General features: G+C 54.5%; 15 protein-coding genes. All 15 read left to right on the top strand.

Annotation, left to right across the window (positions count from 1 at the left end; all coding sequences use genetic code 11):
• Window positions 1-1998 (top strand): HAD-IIA family hydrolase (locus ADG72_RS06970; protein WP_048713782.1); only part of this gene is annotated, 1998 nt, incomplete at its 5' end.
• Window positions 1999-2000: 2 nt separating this feature from the next.
• Window positions 2001-2138, top strand: a complete 138-nt coding sequence (locus ADG72_RS08710) for a hypothetical protein (RefSeq protein ID WP_192831731.1) — start codon at window positions 2001-2003, stop codon at window positions 2136-2138.
• Window positions 2138-2989: a TlyA family RNA methyltransferase gene (locus ADG72_RS06965; RefSeq protein WP_048713780.1), complete on the top strand. Its 852-nt coding sequence runs from the start codon at window positions 2138-2140 to the stop codon at window positions 2987-2989. Before ADG72_RS08710 ends, ADG72_RS06965 begins: the two co-directional genes overlap by 1 nt.
• Window positions 2990-3003: 14 nt before the next feature.
• A complete protein-coding gene (locus ADG72_RS06960; RefSeq protein ID WP_048713777.1) occupies window positions 3004-3861 on the top strand; it encodes an NAD kinase in 858 nt (285 codons plus the stop codon).
• A complete protein-coding gene (recN, locus tag ADG72_RS06955; RefSeq protein WP_048713775.1) occupies window positions 3858-5543 on the top strand; it encodes a DNA repair protein RecN in 1686 nt (561 codons plus the stop codon). The genes ADG72_RS06960 and recN overlap by 4 nt, the downstream gene beginning before the upstream one ends.
• Window positions 5540-6748, top strand: a complete 1209-nt coding sequence (gene steA / locus ADG72_RS06950) for a putative cytokinetic ring protein SteA (RefSeq protein ID WP_048713771.1) — start codon at window positions 5540-5542, stop codon at window positions 6746-6748. The genes recN and steA overlap by 4 nt, the downstream gene beginning before the upstream one ends.
• A gap of 12 nt (window positions 6749-6760) precedes the next feature.
• A complete protein-coding gene (locus ADG72_RS06945) occupies window positions 6761-7666 on the top strand; it encodes a copper transporter (protein ID WP_048713770.1) in 906 nt (301 codons plus the stop codon).
• A 14-nt stretch (window positions 7667-7680) separates the two neighbouring features.
• Window positions 7681-8298 (top strand): NUDIX domain-containing protein, encoded by a 618-nt coding sequence (locus tag ADG72_RS06940; protein WP_239667690.1) that lies wholly within the window; start codon window positions 7681-7683, stop codon window positions 8296-8298.
• A 138-nt stretch (window positions 8299-8436) separates the two neighbouring features.
• Window positions 8437-9129 carry a helix-turn-helix transcriptional regulator gene (locus tag ADG72_RS06935; RefSeq protein WP_009409521.1) on the top strand — a complete coding sequence of 231 codons (693 nt, stop codon included), beginning with the start codon at window positions 8437-8439 and terminating at the stop codon, window positions 9127-9129.
• Window positions 9130-9168: 39 nt separating this feature from the next.
• Entirely contained in the window at window positions 9169-10614 is a 1446-nt protein-coding gene (sufB, locus tag ADG72_RS06930; protein WP_048713763.1) for a Fe-S cluster assembly protein SufB, read from the top strand.
• Entirely contained in the window at window positions 10614-11795 is a 1182-nt protein-coding gene (gene sufD, locus ADG72_RS06925; protein WP_048713760.1) for a Fe-S cluster assembly protein SufD, read from the top strand. The genes sufB and sufD overlap by 1 nt, the downstream gene beginning before the upstream one ends.
• A gap of 60 nt (window positions 11796-11855) precedes the next feature.
• Window positions 11856-12608, top strand: coding sequence for a Fe-S cluster assembly ATPase SufC (gene sufC, locus ADG72_RS06920; RefSeq protein ID WP_009409518.1), 753 nt, complete (start codon window positions 11856-11858; stop codon window positions 12606-12608).
• 9 nt (window positions 12609-12617) lie between these two features.
• Entirely contained in the window at window positions 12618-13895 is a 1278-nt protein-coding gene (locus ADG72_RS06915) for an aminotransferase class V-fold PLP-dependent enzyme (protein WP_048713757.1), read from the top strand.
• Complete coding sequence (sufU, locus tag ADG72_RS06910; RefSeq protein ID WP_048713755.1) at window positions 13895-14362, top strand: Fe-S cluster assembly sulfur transfer protein SufU; 468 nt, start codon at window positions 13895-13897, stop codon at window positions 14360-14362. The genes ADG72_RS06915 and sufU overlap by 1 nt, the downstream gene beginning before the upstream one ends.
• Entirely contained in the window at window positions 14362-14844 is a 483-nt protein-coding gene (locus tag ADG72_RS06905) for a metal-sulfur cluster assembly factor (RefSeq protein WP_048713752.1), read from the top strand. Before sufU ends, ADG72_RS06905 begins: the two co-directional genes overlap by 1 nt.
• The last annotated feature ends 2 nt before the right edge of the window (window positions 14845-14846 follow it).

Genomic DNA, 14846 nt, shown 5'->3' with positions numbered 1-14846 from the left:
CGTTCGGATCGTCGTTTTGACCGTAACGAGCGTGGTGACCAGCGCGGAGGACGTAATTTCCGTGACACTCAGCGTTCGAGTGCACCGCGTTCGCGCGATGAATACACTGCTCCCAATGGTGACGAACCTACGATTCCCGCAGGCGTTTCCGCTGAAGAACTTGATAAAGATGCGCTGCGCGCACTCTCTACGCTTTCTGGAATCAATCGCGATATCGTCGCCCGCCACCTCGTGATGGCAGGCCAGCTGATTGACCTGGATCCCGAGCTTGCGTACAAACACGCAAAAGCGGCAGCATCACGTGCGGGACGCGTCGACGTCGTGCGCGAGGCCTCGGCTCTGACTGCTTACGCCGCCGGCCACTATGAGGAAGCGCTGCGCGAGGTACGCGCTATGCGACGCCTCCGCGGTGATCTTTCCTTGCGCGCCATCGAAGCAGACTGCGAACGCGGATTGGGACGCCCCGAGCGCGCCATCGAAATTATCGACCAGACTGATACTTCCCAGCTGGATCTTGCAGAACAAGTTGAACTTGTGCTTGTTTCCTCCGGTGCACGTGCGGATCTGGGACAAAATGAAGTTGGCCTTGTCATTGTTGACGATGCGATTGCTGCACTCGGCTCGGATGCAGATCCTGAATTCCTTCGCCGTCTCATGTCAGTCAAGGCAGATCGTCTTCGTGAACTTGGACGTGAAGAAGAAGCAGCTCAGGTAGAAGCTGAAATTCCGGAAGAGGAAGAGGACCCGGATATCGTCGATGTTGGCCTCTTTGCAGATGCTGATGTGGATGATCGTCGCTCACCTCTCAAAGGCTCGAAGGGCGCTCTGTACACCAATTTTGATGCAGCCCTCTTAGACCTGGATGGCACTGCCTACGCTGGCAAGCTTCCAATCGAACATGCCGCACAGGCAGCCGAGGAAGCTCGTGAAGCAGGTCTGAAGATTGGGTTTGTCACCAATAACGCTTCACGTACCCCCGAGATGATTGCTGCTCAGCTTGATGAGCTTGGTTTCAAGGCACAGCCATCTGACATTATGACCTCTGCCATGGATGTCATTGCAGTGATGAGCGAACACCTTGATGAGGGTGCCTCGGTCTACGTTGTTGGTGGCGAGGGGCTGCGTCAGGCACTTCGCGAGGCCGGCTATGTCTTGGTTGAGAGCGCAGACGATGAGCCTGCTGCAGTTGTTCAGGGCTTTGATGTTTCGGTTACTTGGGCCCAGCTTACTGAGGCTGCTTTTGCCTTGGAACGCGGTGCTCAGTTCTTTGCAACCAACTTGGATGCGACGCTTCCACAGGAACGAGGATTCGCACTGGGTAACGGTGCATTAGTACGCGCAGTCAGCTATGCAACTCGCAAGCGTCCGATTGCTGCTGGCAAGCCGGAACCTGGAATCTACCAGCGTGGCGCTGAACTGCTCGAGAGCGAAAATCCGATTGCAGTCGGCGACCGTCTTGAAACCGATATCCTCGGCGCGGTTGCTGCAGGCATCCCTGCGCTCCATGTTTTGACCGGTGTTCACGATGCCCGTGCAGTGATCTGTGCGCCTCGTGGCCAGCGTCCAAGCTACCTCGCATTGGATATGCGCGGACTCCTCGAAGAGCATCCTTCACCCAAACATCACGCAGACGGAACGTGGACTTGCGGTATCTCTCAGGTTGCACGCCTACGTCGTGATGGACACTTGACTCTTGACGACGTCGAGTTGCGAGAGGATGCCGTTATCAATATGGATTCCTATCGCGCTCTTGCAGCAGCCGCATGGGATTCACCCTCGGAGCTTGATATTGTCTGCCCGACTTTGACGGTGGTACCTAATGATGATCCTACAGGTTACTTCGAAGCTCTTGAGGAGTCTGTTGAAGAATCTGAAGTAGGTGTCAGTTCTGAAGAGATCGTCTCAGGAGTGGGTGAAACCCTAGAGTTCCTTCCCGGTGAAGAAGACCTCCAAGAGCTTCTGGCTCAGACCAGCGATCTTGACGGAGAGGACGACTGATCGTGTCCTTAGAGGCAGGCGAGGCGGGCGGCTCATCATTGCCTGATAACTTTGATGAGCTTCCCGTCGCGCAGCAGATCGAGTTGCTTCGACAGCTCGATCAACGCCTTCGTAGTGAATTAGAAGGACGCATGAGCTGATGAAACTACGGCGTATCGATTCTGAGCTCGTTCGGCGCAAGATGGTCCGTTCACGTTCTCATGCGCAAGAACTTATTGCCCAGAGACGGGTTCTTCTTGATGGACAGGTTGTTGAGAAACCTGCTCGTCAAATGGATCCGGCCCAGGCATTGGTGATTACTCAGGGCGATGATCCCGATTATGTCTCTCGCGGAGCTTTCAAGCTTGCGGGTGCCTTGGATGCATTGGGTGAACACGCGCCGATTGTTCAGGGACGTCGATGCATGGATGCTGGAGCCTCTACCGGCGGTTTTACTGACGTGCTTCTTCGCCGTGGTGCATCCAGCGTTGTTGCCGTCGATGTTGGTTATGGACAACTGGCCTGGCGTCTTCAGAGTGATCCACGAGTCGAAGTTATGGATCGAACGAATGTACGCCTAATGAAGGCCGGCGACATCCTCCCAGCTCCAGAGCTGGTTGTTGGCGATCTCTCCTTCATTTCCTTGACGCTGGTTCTCCCCGCGCTTGTGAGTGTTGCCGCGCCCGATGCTGATTTTCTCTTAATGGTCAAACCACAATTTGAGATTGGAAAAGATCGTTTGGGTAGTGGTGGGGTTGTCCGTAACCTTGACCATCACCGCGAAACTATCACTCAGGTGATCGACTGTGCACGAGGCCTCGGCTTGGGAATTGCCGCTGTTCAAGCATCTCCGCTTCCCGGTCCTTCCGGGAATGTCGAGTATTTTGTCTCCATGCGGGCAAACCATCCTGAAGCTCTTGAGGATTCTGAGATCCCCGAAGCGATTCAAAAAGCCATTGACGAGGGGCCTGCGGGACGCGGTATTGGCACTCACATGCACAAGAATGCATAGGGAGAGGGGTATTCATGAAAAGAATTCTTATGGTTCGGCACGTTCAACGCCCCGCTGCTATTGCCGCAACTGAAGTGGCGGTACGTGAGCTCACGCAACTTGGAATTGAAGTTATTGGTGAAGATGAGGCAGAAAATCTCACCGATGATCATGGGCCTGATCTGGTCCTAGCGATGGGTGGAGATGGGACCATCCTTGCGGCTGCCGAATCAGCTCGGCGCTTCAATATTCCCTTGCTCGGGATCAATGCTGGCCACATGGGTTTCCTAGCCGAGGCCTCGCCGGAGTCAATTCCTACTCTGATGCATCGCCTTGCGTTGGGGGAGTACCACGAGGAAAAACGCTCAACTTTGGATATTTCCATCAAGCTCCCCGGTGAAAATCTTATTACCGATTGGGCGCTTAATGATGCGGTTGTGAAGCACACCGATCCTGCGCACCCTGTACACCTTGTGCTGGTAGTCGATGGCCAGGATGTTTCAACATATGGTGCAGATGGAATGATCCTCGCGACGCCCACGGGATCGACCGCCTACTCTTTCTCTGCTGGCGGTCCGGTTGTGTGGCCCGATACGGAAGCTGTTGTGATTTCTCCGATTGCGGCACACGGGCTTTTCACCCGACCGCTCGTGGTCGGTCCCGGCTCAACGATTGAAGTTGTGATTAATGAAGAGCATTGGAGTGCCCCTGAAGTCTGGTGTGATGGTCTTCGTCGAACAATTGCACCTGCCGGCACCTCAGTGGTCGCACGAGTATCGCAAAATCCCGTGCGCTTGGTTCGAATGGAGCACACTCCTTTTGCTGAGCGTCTGGTGACGAAGTTCAACCTGCCTGTCCGTGGATGGAGGAACCCGGAAGGAAACGCCAAGTGATCGAGTCTTTGGATATCGAGAACCTGGGAGTTATCGAAAGCTCTCATGTCGATTTCGGTCCACGTTTTACCGTGCTGACCGGAGAGACAGGTGCGGGAAAGACCATGGTTCTCACCTCGTTGAACTTGCTTTTAGGGGGACGGGCCGATCCCCAGATCGTTCGTCAAAGCAGCGACGAAAATGCCTCTGATCGTGGAAGTGTTGATGGGGTGTTTTCGGTCCCGCGCGCTCTTGCTGACGAACTGGAAGAAATGGGCGCGCAGCTCGATGACGACCTCCTCTATGTTTCGAGGACAATCCCGAGGAATGGGCGATCGCGTGCTGCCCTCGGAGGGCGCGCGATGCCGGCGGCTGCTCTCTCGAGGATCGTCGGTTCCCTTGTTACTATTCATGGTCAATCAGATCAGCTTCGTCTTCGCTCGACGAGTGCTCAACGAGAGGCTCTGGATTCCTACGGTGGAGACGAGCACCAGACACTGATCAATGACTACAGCGCGGCTTGGAAGAAAGCCGTCGATCTTAGCTCGCGTTTGCGTGAGCTAAGGCGCTCTTCGAGTGACCGACAGGAAGAAATTACTGAGCTTTCGAGCGCGCTAGCAGTTTTTGATTCTCTCAAACCGCAAGAAGGTGAAGAGGAAGAGATCCTTTCGAAGATTCAGCGCCTGACCAACACGGAAGATCTCCGCCGTCATGTAGGCACTGCAGTTGAGTTTCTCGACGGCGATGAGGATACCGACGGTATCCTCGATTTGATTGGTCGCGCTCTTGATTCGCTTCGAATGGGGGCGCGTGTGGACCATGCACTTGCCTCTATCGGACAGCGCTTTAAGCAGTCCTCAATGGAACTCGCCAGTGTCCGCGATGATCTTGCACACTACCTCTCAACTGTTGAAGCCGATCCCGAGGCTTTGGCTGCGTTGCACTCCCGACGATCCTCGCTGCGTCAACTGATGGAGGGAAGAGCAAGTGATATTCCCTCACTTCTCGAGTGGGAGAGGAACGCGCGTTCACGCCTTGACGTACTTACTGCGCAAAACGACAGTCCAGAGGTTGTCGAAAAGGAACTTGAGAAGGCTCAAGAACAGGTACTTGTGACTGGTGAGGCGCTGGCCCGTTCGCGCAGACTTTTGGCAGAAGAGCTTAGTTCAAAGGTCACACGCGAGCTTCACTCTCTTTCGATGCCTGATGCTTCTTTTAGCGTCGATTGGGAGAAACACACCCCACAGTCTCATGGTCTTGAAGACCCTGTGATGCTCCTCCAACCACACCCGCAGGCACCGCCGAGGCCCCTAGGCGTGGGTGCCTCGGGAGGTGAGCTCTCTCGCGTCATGCTTGCCTTAGAGGTGATTTTGGGGGAGTCCGACAGCGATGTCACTTTCATTTTCGATGAGGTCGACTCGGGAATCGGCGGGAAAACGGCAGTGGAGGTTGGTGCTCGGCTTGCTCGGCTTGCTGAGCATCATCAAGTCATTGTCGTCACTCACCTTGCGCAGGTTGCTGCCTATGCTGATCATCATCTCTACATCGAGAAGTTGGATGGCCGAACCTCGATCCGCGTGCTTGAGGGTGAAGAACGTGCCGCTGAGCTAGCGCGCATGATGAGTGGGGATGCGCACTCTGAGGCGGCGCGCCGACATGCTTATGAGCTCCTAGGCCAGGACATGCCACAATCGAAGGCGTGACGGAAGAAAAATCAGGATTTTTAGGTAGCGATGCTACCTCGATTGAGGGACGTGTATGGATCGCCAGAGACCTGCACCAGAAGGTTCCTCAGCTCGACAACGGTGATTTTTTACTGATTGAGGACAACGATCTCACTCAGGCAGACGCGGAGCTTCTTATTGAAAGCGGAGCGAGAGTTGTGATTAATGCACAACTTTCAGTGACCGGTCGTGTTCGAAGCCGCGGCCCCCAGGCACTTCTTGATGCAGGTATCGTGCTGATTGATGATTGCGGACCAGATGTGTGGGCCCTCAAAGATGGCGATACGGTGAGGATCGTTGGTTCTGAAATTCAATGCAAGGAAAAGCGAATCGCACAGGGGACTCGATACGATTCCCGCTCTCCGCTAGAGGATGAGCTTCCCGATGCTGATCAGACTCTTTCCGACCAACTTCAGGCTTTTGAAGCATCGACTGCGGCATTCCTAGAAAACGAAGGCGCTGCGGTTCTTCACGGCGAAGGCTATCCGAAGCTGTCAACAAAGATTGCGGGTCAGCAGGTTCTTCTGGTGTGTGATTCCCCGCGATCCAGCCAGCAATTGAAAGATCTTCGCCAGTGGATCCGTGACACGCAGCCTATAGTGGTCGCTGTTGAGGGTGGTGCGCTTCGCGCGCGTCGTGCGCATCTCAAGCCGGCCATCATCGTCGGTGATATGACTGAAGTACCAGACAGGATCTTGCGCAGCGGTGCCGAAATTGTTGTTCCGCGTGCTCATGATGGTGATCAGGGGCGTGATCGTCTCAATCGTATGGGGATCGATTATCACCAGGTCGATCTCTCCGCAGCAGCAGTTGATGTTGCGATCAGCGTTTTGAGCTTTATGGATCCGGCCGCGATTGTTGTCGCGGGAGATGCTCGCGAGCTTGAGGACTATCTTGAGCTCTCGCGTTCGGTTGTCACGCCCGCTTTCTTGATCCGTTTACGAGCCGGTGATCTTCTGATTCCAGCGCGGGCTGTCAGTGCTACTTATCGAAGCCGTATCCGCGGTGGTTCGCTCTTCCTCTTGTCATGTGTCCTTCTGATCTCAATGGGTGTTGCGCTCTGGTCAACTCCTTGGGGACACGACCTATTTACCGGAGTGTGGGATTGGGTTTCGCACCTGTGGTCCCCGACGAATTCAGCAACCTCTGAGCTAGCCAACTGGGCTGGCGCACCCACTGCTTAAGGAAGATATCTCATGGTGAATTTTCGCTATCACATTGTTTCTTTGATCGCGGTGTTTGTTGCGCTGTGCCTAGGCGTTGTCCTCGGTGCGGGACCGCTTCAGTCGCGAATTTCTTCAGGTTTGGCGCCAAAGGCCACCACGGCCTCGTCAAACGAGGCGCTTGCCCAGGCACAGAACAACGGCAAGATTGAAGCGCGCGCAGTTTCCGAACTCGCACAGAGCCGAATCAATGGTTCCCTGAACGGAGTTTCGGTTGCGCTTGTGACGGTGCCGGGAACAGATGCTGCGGATGTTGATTCAATGCGTCAAACCCTCGGACAGGCTGGCGCGCAGGTTTCGGGCGAGGCAGAGCTAACGAATACGTGGCTGAGCGCTGATTCTGCGACTTTCCGTAGTACCTTGTCGACCCCTCTTGCTTCGCACTTGAATGGTTTGCCAGCAGATGCAGGCGCCGAGGCAGTGATTGCGCAGGCAATCGTGTCGTCATTGACTCAATCTGGATCCGAGCCTGATCTTGTTAAGCAAATTCTTACGGGTGGAGACACCCCCGTTATGAAGATTTCCAAAGATCCTCAGGGGGGCGCACAGGCAATCGTCGTCATCGGTCCCAGAGCAAACGCGATGTCTGCGAATGAGACCTCGGCCGCCGCTCCTTTGTCTTCGCAAGCATCATGGGAAGGCTTGGCGAAGATGATTGGCAATGCACCGGTTGGTGGCGTAATTTTTGGCGATGCGTCAAGTGACCGTTCCACCATTAGTGCCCTACGCAATGCAAACGTTGCAGCAACGACCGTCGATCAGGTTGGAACGACACAGGGGACAATTTCTGCAGTCTTGGCCCTTAAGGATGCCCACGCGAGTGCCCGTTCCTTCGGTGTCGGTAGCGGCGCGACCTCAGTTTTCCCTCCTGCTCAGTGAGAGACAATAGAGTCGTGAGTGAATTTCAAGATGAGCATGTCCCTGTTCGCTTAGTGTCGTCTCAGACCGTTTTCGAAGGAAAAGTCTTTGATATCCAACGTGATGAGCTGACTCTTACCCACTCTGAACAACCCATTGTTCGTGAATACATGGCGCATCCTGGTGCAGTGGTTATCGTTGCGCTGCGCGGTGACGAGGGTAATGAGGAAATTCTTCTGGAACGTCAGTATCGTCATCCAGTCCGTGCAAAACTGTGGGAAGTGCCCGCCGGGCTCCTTGATATTCCGGGCGAAGACCCGCTGATTGGAGCTCAGAGAGAATTGGCTGAAGAAGCTGATTTGACAGCACAACACTGGGACGTTCTTCTCGATATCTTCAATTCTCCGGGGTGTTCGTCTGAATCAATTCGAATCTTCCTTGCGCGAGGCCTGGAGTCGACAGGTCAAACTTTTGACCGCGAGGATGAAGAAGCTGATTTTGAGTACCAGTGGGTCAGGCTTGATGATGCCGTAACCGCGGCACTTGATGGGCGCCTGCATAATGCGTCAACTGTGTCTGCTGTTCTTGCAACAGATGCGGCGCGTCGTCGCGGTTGGAAGCTTCGTAGCCTCTCATCTGAATGGCTTCGCTGACTGAAGGACCTTGGACCTAAGACTTGTGATGCGAGTCGCGCTAATCGGGCGGTATTTCGCAACGAAAATGTTTCATAAAGAGCGTATGCTTTTTCATGAGATTCAAGAGTTGTGAATGTAATTCGCTTGGAGGGCAGCGTGGAGAGCAGTGATGCGCGCACCCGGCAGCAGGTACGTGACCTTGTTGTTGAGAAGGGGCCGGTAACCGCCTCGACAATTGCGCGCATTCTCGGATTGACGACCGCCGCGGTGCGTCGTCACCTCACCATCTTGCTTTCCGATAACGAAATTGCTGAGCACGAACCGGGACAGGTAGGGCGACGTGGGCGCGGACGTCCCGCGCGTCACTATGTCGCCACTGCTCGGGCGCACGAAAAACTTGCTGAAAGTTACTCAGACCTTGCCTCGAAAGCCCTCGGATACCTTGGGCAAGTTGGCGGGGGAGAAGCGATTGATTCGTTTGCTGCGGCTCGCTCTCGAGAAATCGAAAGGCGTTATGCAGCTACGGTCCGTGAGGCAGGTAGCGACCCGCGGCTGCGGGCACAAGCCCTTGCAGATGCCCTTACGGCAGATGGCTACGCAGCTACGGTTCGCGATATTGGTCGCGGCGGCTATGCTGTCCAGCTCTGCCAGGGGCATTGCCCGATTAGGCAGGTTGCTGGTGACTTTCCACAGCTGTGTGAGGCTGAGACTGCTGCATTTTCGCGACTGCTCAATGTTCACGTTCAACGACTTGCAACACTTGCGGGAGGGGAACACGTGTGCACAACCAATATTCCGGTTTCTGCACCTGTCATCTCTCCCGCAGCGCGAGCTGCTCTTCGCAAGTAGCAGCGCATCACTGAAATAACCGAATTGACGAGGAAAAATATGACCCAGTCACCACCGGTCACCGAGGCAACTACTCAGATGAGTGACGATGAGATCATTAGCTCCATCGGCGCATACGAGTACGGGTGGCACGATAACGATGACTATTCGAAAGATGTCCCCCTTGGTATTAACGAGTCGGTTGTCCGTTTTATCTCTGATGTAAAGGACGAACCGCAGTGGATGCGCGAACGGCGTTTGAAAGCGCTTGAGTTATTCGAGCGTAAGCCAATGCCGACGTGGGGTCCCGATCTTTCGGGTGTTGATTTCGATGCCTTTAAGTACTACGTGCGTCCCACTGATCGTCAGGTGAATGACTGGGAAGACCTTCCCGAAGAAATTCGTGACACCTACGATCGTCTGGGTATTCCCGAGGCTGAGAAGAACCGCCTGGTTTCTGGCGTTGCTGCTCAGTATGAATCTGAGGTCGTCTACCAGCAGATCCAAGATGACTTGGAGAAGCAGGGCGTGATCTTCACTGACACCGACACTGGTTTGCGCGAACATCCAGAGATTTTCGAAGAGTACTTCGGTAAGTGCGTCCCGGCTGGAGACAACAAGTTTTCTGCTTTGAATACAGCAGCATGGTCTGGTGGTTCCTTCGTTTACGTCCCGCCGGGTGTGCACGTGAATATTCCTCTTCAGGCCTATTTCCGTATCAACACTCAGGCAATGGGACAGTTTGAGCGAACCCTGATTATTGCTGATGAAGGTTCCTACGTTCACTACGTCGAAGGCTGTACCGCTCCTATTTACGATGAGAACTCTTTGCACTCCGGTGTCATTGAGATTTTCGTGAAGAAGGATGCGCGTGTTCGTTACACCACGGTGCAGAACTGGTCGACAAACGTGCTGAACCTCGTGACTCAACGAGCAATGGTCGATGAGGGCGGCACAATGGAATGGGTTGACGGCAATATGGGTGCCGCCATCACGATGAAGTACCCTGCTTGCTTCCTTATGGGTGAGCATGCTCGTGGTGAAACTCTCTCCATTGGTTTTGCTGGTCCGGGGCAGCAGCAAGACACCGGTGCAAAGATGGTTCACATGGCACCCCACACTTCCTCTTCGATTGTGTCGAAGTCGGTGTCTCGTGGTGGCGGTCGCACTTCTTACCGCGGTCTTGTTCAGATCAATGCTCGTGCCCGTCACTCGAAGTCCAACGTGCTCTGTGATGCACTTCTTGTGGATAAGGTGTCGCGTACTGATACCTATCCCTACGTCGATGTCCGCACTGATGACGTCGAAATGGGACACGAAGCTACTGTTTCTAAGGTTTCCGCCGATCAGCTCTTCTATTTGATGAGCCGCGGTTTGGATGAGAACGAGGCGATGGCGACAATCGTCCGCGGCTTTGTTGAGCCGATCGCTAAGGAACTCCCCATGGAATATGCCCTTGAATTGAACCGACTCATTGAGTTGCAGATGGAAGGATCTGTTGGCTGATGACGACCCAAGAGACCGCTGCCCGTCCGCATTCTCACGGAGCGGGAGCACCCGTAGCACATTCGTCCCGAGGCGATCGCCCGACTTCTTTCTCTCTTGAAGAGATTCCTGTCCCTCACGGGCGTGAAGAGGACTGGCGTTTTACCCCGCTTCGCCGAATTGAAAAACTTTTTGATCCCAGCTTCTTTGAGTCGCAGCCCCTGGGCTTGCAGGTGAACGCACCTGCTGAAGTGACTGTTGAAGAGGTTGGACGTGATGATTCTCGTCTGGGAAACGTTCTTGCCCCCGGCGACCGCACGTCGGTTGTTGCGTGGAATGCTTTCACCCGCGCGCAAATCGTCACTGTTCCTCCACGTACCGAGGTCACTGCCCCCGTCATGATCGACGTTGACGGTGACGAGCATGCCCGCGTTCAGCACCTGCTTGTCAGTGTTGGAAGCCAATCTGCCGCAACCGTTGTCATTAATCACCGAGGCGGGGGCGAAGGTGCGCTCAACCAGACAGTTGAGATTGAGGCAGGCGATGCTTCAGATCTGACAATCGTTTCAATTCAGGAATGGGACGACAGCTTCGTACACGCATCGAATCACCGTATTGCGATTGGCCGTGATGCAAAGGTTCGCCACATTGTGGTTAGCCTTGGTGGCGACCTCGTACGTATTTGCTCTGATACTGATTATCGCGGTCCTGGCGGCGAATTGACCATGCTCGGCCTGTACTTCGTCGACTCTGGACAACACCTTGAGCACCGAGTGTTCGTTGATCACTCGCAGCCTAATTGTTACTCCCGCGTGACATACAAGGGTGCACTTCAGGGGAAGGACGCACATTCGGTGTGGATCGGGGACTGCCTGATTCGCGAGGCTGCCGATGGAACCGATACCTACGAGCTCAACCGTAACCTTGTACTGAGTGAAGGAGCGAAGGCTGACTCCGTTCCTAACCTCGAAATTGAGAACGGTGAAATCGTCGGTGCTGGACACGCATCCGCGACCGGACGCTTTGATGATGAACAGCTCTTCTACCTGATGAGCCGCGGCATCGACGAAGCTGATGCACGTCGTTTGGTCGTTCGCGGATTCTTCGCCGAACTTATTGAACAAATCGGCGTTCCACAGGTTCAAGAACACCTGATGAACGCAATTGAGAAGGAACTGGAACGCGCCGCTCTTGGCGCCTGAGGCTACACGACAGTAGGACGACAACTACAGTGCGGCGTCTAGCGCCGAAGAGGAGAAAAAATGTCGACTTTGACCATTAAAGACCTTCACGCATCCGTTGAGACAGCTGAAGGACCGAAGGAAATTCTGAAGGGCGTGAACCTGACCATTAACTCCGGTGAGATTCACGCAATCATGGGCCCCAACGGCTCGGGCAAGTCAACTCTTGCATACGCTCTTGCAGGACACCCAGCCTATGAAATCACCAGTGGAGAGGCTTACCTCGATGATGCTTCGATTCTGGACATGAGCGTTGATGAGCGCGCGAAAGCTGGCCTTTTTTTGGCAATGCAGTACCCGGTTGAAGTTGCTGGTGTTTCGGTTTCGAACTTCCTGCGTACAGCAAAGACCGCGGTTGACGGTCACGCCCCCCAGATTCGTCAGTGGGTGAAGGACGTGAACCAGGCTATGGAGAATCTGCGGATGGATCCTTCCTTCGCAGAACGCGACGTTAATGTTGGTTTCTCCGGTGGTGAGAAGAAGCGCCTCGAGATCCTGCAGATGGAGCTGCTCAAGCCCTCCTTTGCGATCCTTGACGAGACCGACTCTGGCTTGGATGTCGATGCGCTCCGCATCGTTTCTGAAGGCGTTAATCGCGTCCATGGCAATACCGGCTGCGGAGTCATGCTCATTACGCACTACACCCGCATTTTGCGCTACATCAAGCCCAGCCACGTTCACGTTTTTGTCAATGGCCAGGTCGCAGCTCAGGGTGGTCCTGAACTCGCTGATGAGCTGGAAGAGAATGGTTACGATTCCTACCTGGAGAAGTGAGCTTTCTCGGTGACTGAAGATTTTTCGCTTCAAGAGCTGTCGCGACTGCGTGCCGACTTTCCCATTCTTGGGAGGGTCGGCCGCGGTGGCAAGCCCATTGCCTATCTCGATTTCAGTGCGACTTCGCAAAAGCCCGTGCAAGTTATCGATGCGATCAGTAATTTCTACCGCACCAGTAATGGTGCAGTACATCGTGGGACGCATCTGCTGGGTGACGAGTCGACTGCTGCCTTCGAAGAAGGACGCGCGATTCTGGCAGATTTCATTGGTGGTCGCGCCAATGAAATTATCTGGACAAAGAACGCCACCGAGGCAATTAATCTAGTTGCACTTGCAATGCGAAATGCAACGCAAGACAGCGGCGTAAAGCCGTCACCTGTCAAGCTTGCGGCGGGGGATAACATTGTTATTACCCGAGCAGAGCATCATGCGAACCTAGTTCCGTGGCAACAACTCTGTGCTGCAACCGGCACAGAGCTTCGCTGGCTCGACCTTCATGAAGATGGCCGGATTGATTGTGAGACTCTTGGGGTAATCGATGAACACACGCGTCTGGTTGCCTTTACCCATGTGTCGAATGTGACCGGTGCGGTTTCTCCCGTTGAGTCGATCGTTTCGCGCGCACGTCAATGCGGCTCTCTTGTGCTTCTTGATACCTGTCAGTCCAGTGCACATATGCCGGTCAATGTCAGGGAGCTTGGAGTTGACTTTGCGGTCTTTTCCTCGCATAAGATGCTAGGCCCAACCGGTATTGGAGCACTGTGGGGGAGAAGCGAACTTCTTTCACAGCTGCCGCCAGTTCTGACCGGTGGATCGATGATCGAGAATGTCACCATGGAGTCCTCGACTTTCATGCCTGCACCCGAGCGTTTTGAAGCAGGTAGCCAGCCGATCGCTCAGATCGTTGGCTGGAGTGCCGCTCTTCAATACCTCAGCGGTATCGGTATGGCGCGCATTGCTGAGCACGAACGCATCCTGACTTCCTACATGCTTGAAGGCATCTCTGGAATTGACGGTGTTCGCGTGTTGGGACCGGGAGCGGATAAAGAACGTATCGGTGTCGTCGCGTTTGCCGTTGATGGCGTGCATCCGCATGATGTTGGACAAGTCTTGGATTCACTGGACATCGCGGTGCGAGTTGGTCATCATTGTGCCATCCCATTGCACCACTTCTTTGGAGTCCGTTCTTCGACCCGAGCATCCGTCGGACCGACAACAACTCGTGAAGAGATTGATCGTTTCATTGAGGCCTTAGGACAGGTTCGTTTCTACTTCGGAGGCAAATGATGTCAAGCCTTGAACAGATGTATCAGCAGGTCATTCTTGACCATGCGCGTGAGCGCCACGGGACTGGTGATCCCTCAAGCCTTGCAGCCTCATCGCATCAGGTGAACCCGACTTGTGGAGACGAGACAACACTGGGTGTCACTCTGTCTGACTCCGGTAAGATCGAGGCACTGACCTGGGATGGTGATGGCTGCTCGATTTCGCAGGCATCCCTCTCAATGCTCTCAGACATGGTGAGCGGAGCTGATTTGGAGCATGTCCGTGAGCTCTATGCTGCTATGGAGAAAATGATGCATTCACGCGGACTGGGCGTGGATGACGATACCCTCGACCTCCTTGGTGATGCTGCTGCATTGGAGGGAACGTCACAGTTCCCGAATCGTGTGAAGTGCGCACTCCTTGGATGGTATGCATTGCGCGATGCTCTCGCGCAGCTCGGAACCGATATTGCAGGAGAAAACGAGTAATGGATACTTCTTCCAACCCGATGGCGCAAACTGATGCTGTCGAGCAGCGCTTCGCCCCTGCGCCTTCTGCAGTCGCAAGCTCTGCCACGCCCGAGCAGGCTTCTGCTTCCGCTCCCGATGCGGCCTCGGCGAATGTATTCAATGTCGAAGGAACTGACATCATTGAAGGCGGAAACATTGCCGGCCTTGATGTTCTTGAGGCACTCAAGGACGTCATCGATCCCGAACTAGGTATCAATATTGTTGACCTCGGTTTGGTTTACGGTGTCAAGGTTGCGACGGATGACTCAATTGTCATTGACATGACCTTGACCTCAGCGGCATGCCCCCTGACTGACATTATCGAGCGCCAGGCACAGATGGTACTGGCTTCGCTCTCGGATGACGTCTTGATCAATTGGGTCTGGATGCCCGCTTGGGGTCCTGATCGAATTACAAGCGATGGTCGCGAACAGCTCCGCGCGATTGGTTTTAACGTCTGAGC

This window comes from Trueperella pyogenes (assembly GCF_001070855.1).
GTDB lineage: Bacteria > Actinomycetota > Actinomycetes > Actinomycetales > Actinomycetaceae > Pauljensenia > Pauljensenia pyogenes_A.
Note: the sequence above shows the minus strand (reverse complement) of the source record. Positions and strands in the feature narration are given on the sequence as shown.

Bases quoted from the DNA above. Each gene is read 5' to 3' on its own strand.
- sufD (WP_048713760.1), top strand. From the start codon at position 10,614: ATGACGACCCAAGAGACCGCTGCCCGTCCGCATTCTCACGGAGCGGGA.
- ADG72_RS06945 (WP_048713770.1), top strand. From the start codon at position 6,761: ATGGTGAATTTTCGCTATCACATTGTTTCTTTGATCGCGGTGTTTGTT.
- sufB (WP_048713763.1), top strand. From the start codon at position 9,169: ATGACCCAGTCACCACCGGTCACCGAGGCAACTACTCAGATGAGTGAC.
- sufC (WP_009409518.1), top strand. From the start codon at position 11,856: ATGTCGACTTTGACCATTAAAGACCTTCACGCATCCGTTGAGACAGCT.
- ADG72_RS06905 (WP_048713752.1), top strand. From the start codon at position 14,362: ATGGATACTTCTTCCAACCCGATGGCGCAAACTGATGCTGTCGAGCAG.
- ADG72_RS06965 (WP_048713780.1), top strand. From the start codon at position 2,138: ATGAAACTACGGCGTATCGATTCTGAGCTCGTTCGGCGCAAGATGGTC.
- ADG72_RS06960 (WP_048713777.1), top strand. From the start codon at position 3,004: ATGAAAAGAATTCTTATGGTTCGGCACGTTCAACGCCCCGCTGCTATT.
- sufU (WP_048713755.1), top strand. From the start codon at position 13,895: ATGTCAAGCCTTGAACAGATGTATCAGCAGGTCATTCTTGACCATGCG.